Source organism: Paenibacillus thiaminolyticus, assembly GCF_003591545.1.
GTDB classification, from domain to species: Bacteria; Bacillota; Bacilli; order Paenibacillales; family Paenibacillaceae; genus Paenibacillus_B; species Paenibacillus_B thiaminolyticus_A.
Genome location: NZ_QYZD01000105.1, coordinates 1 through 864, shown reverse-complemented (window position 1 = coordinate 864; position 864 = coordinate 1). Strand labels below are relative to the sequence as shown.

The following is an 864-nucleotide window of genomic DNA, read 5'->3' as shown; positions in this document are numbered from 1 at the left end:
ATGGAATGGGCGAGCACGGGAAGTGGGATCCCCATGATGGGATGACCGAGCATGGGAAATGGGATCCCTATGATGGGATGTCGGAGCATTGGAAATGCCATCCGCATCACGAAATGGGCGAACATTGGAAATGGGATTGGCACCATGGGATGACGGAGCACGGGGAATGGGACCCTCATCGTGGAATGGCCGGACATGGGGAGTGGCTTTCTCATACCGGTCATGTCTCCCCGGGGATGTATCAGACTTATCCTACCTATATGTCGCCGGAAGCCGGCTGGCATAGTCCGGAGCCATACTGGGGCATGCCTCACTGGAAGATGGATGGTTGGGAAAAAGGAAAGGAATTCGATGGCAGCGTTCATCAGCGCGAAGAGGAGCTTGAAGCGGAGACAGCAAATGCTTCCTCTACCGAGACGGATGGCGGGTCGCAAGAAAGAATTGAGAATTCAAGCGATACGGAAAAGAAAGCGACGATTCGCAGCGCTTCCGGGAAAAAGAGCCCCCGGAGTGCGCAGAAGGCCAAAGCTTCAAGCAGGAAGCAGCGTCCGCAAGGTATGCCATGGATTGGTAGCTGAAGCCGATTACTTAACAGCAACAGGTAATGTCCCCTGTTCTATTATGAAGAGATAGATGGGTGGATATTACCTGTTGTTGTGATGTCACTGTATACACCAACTGGGACTAAGCATTTGCCTGATGTTCCTTTTCATGATGTCGTAGCGTGTGAAGAAAAATAATAGATTTAGAGGTTGCTTTTCTATTAGAAGCGTGATATATTTATATTCTGTCTTCGACAGAGCGACATCAGCCGCCTGAAGCGAAAAAAGATTTTAAAAAAAGTGCTTGACGCTGAATCGAAGA

At 49.7% G+C, this 864-nt stretch carries 1 pseudogene; it reads left to right on the top strand.

What is annotated here, in order from left to right:
- Positions 1 to 578 (top strand): annotated as a pseudogene (locus DQX05_RS31295) (LysM peptidoglycan-binding domain-containing protein); the annotation flags it as partial.
- Between the last annotated feature and the right edge of the window lie 286 nt (positions 579 to 864).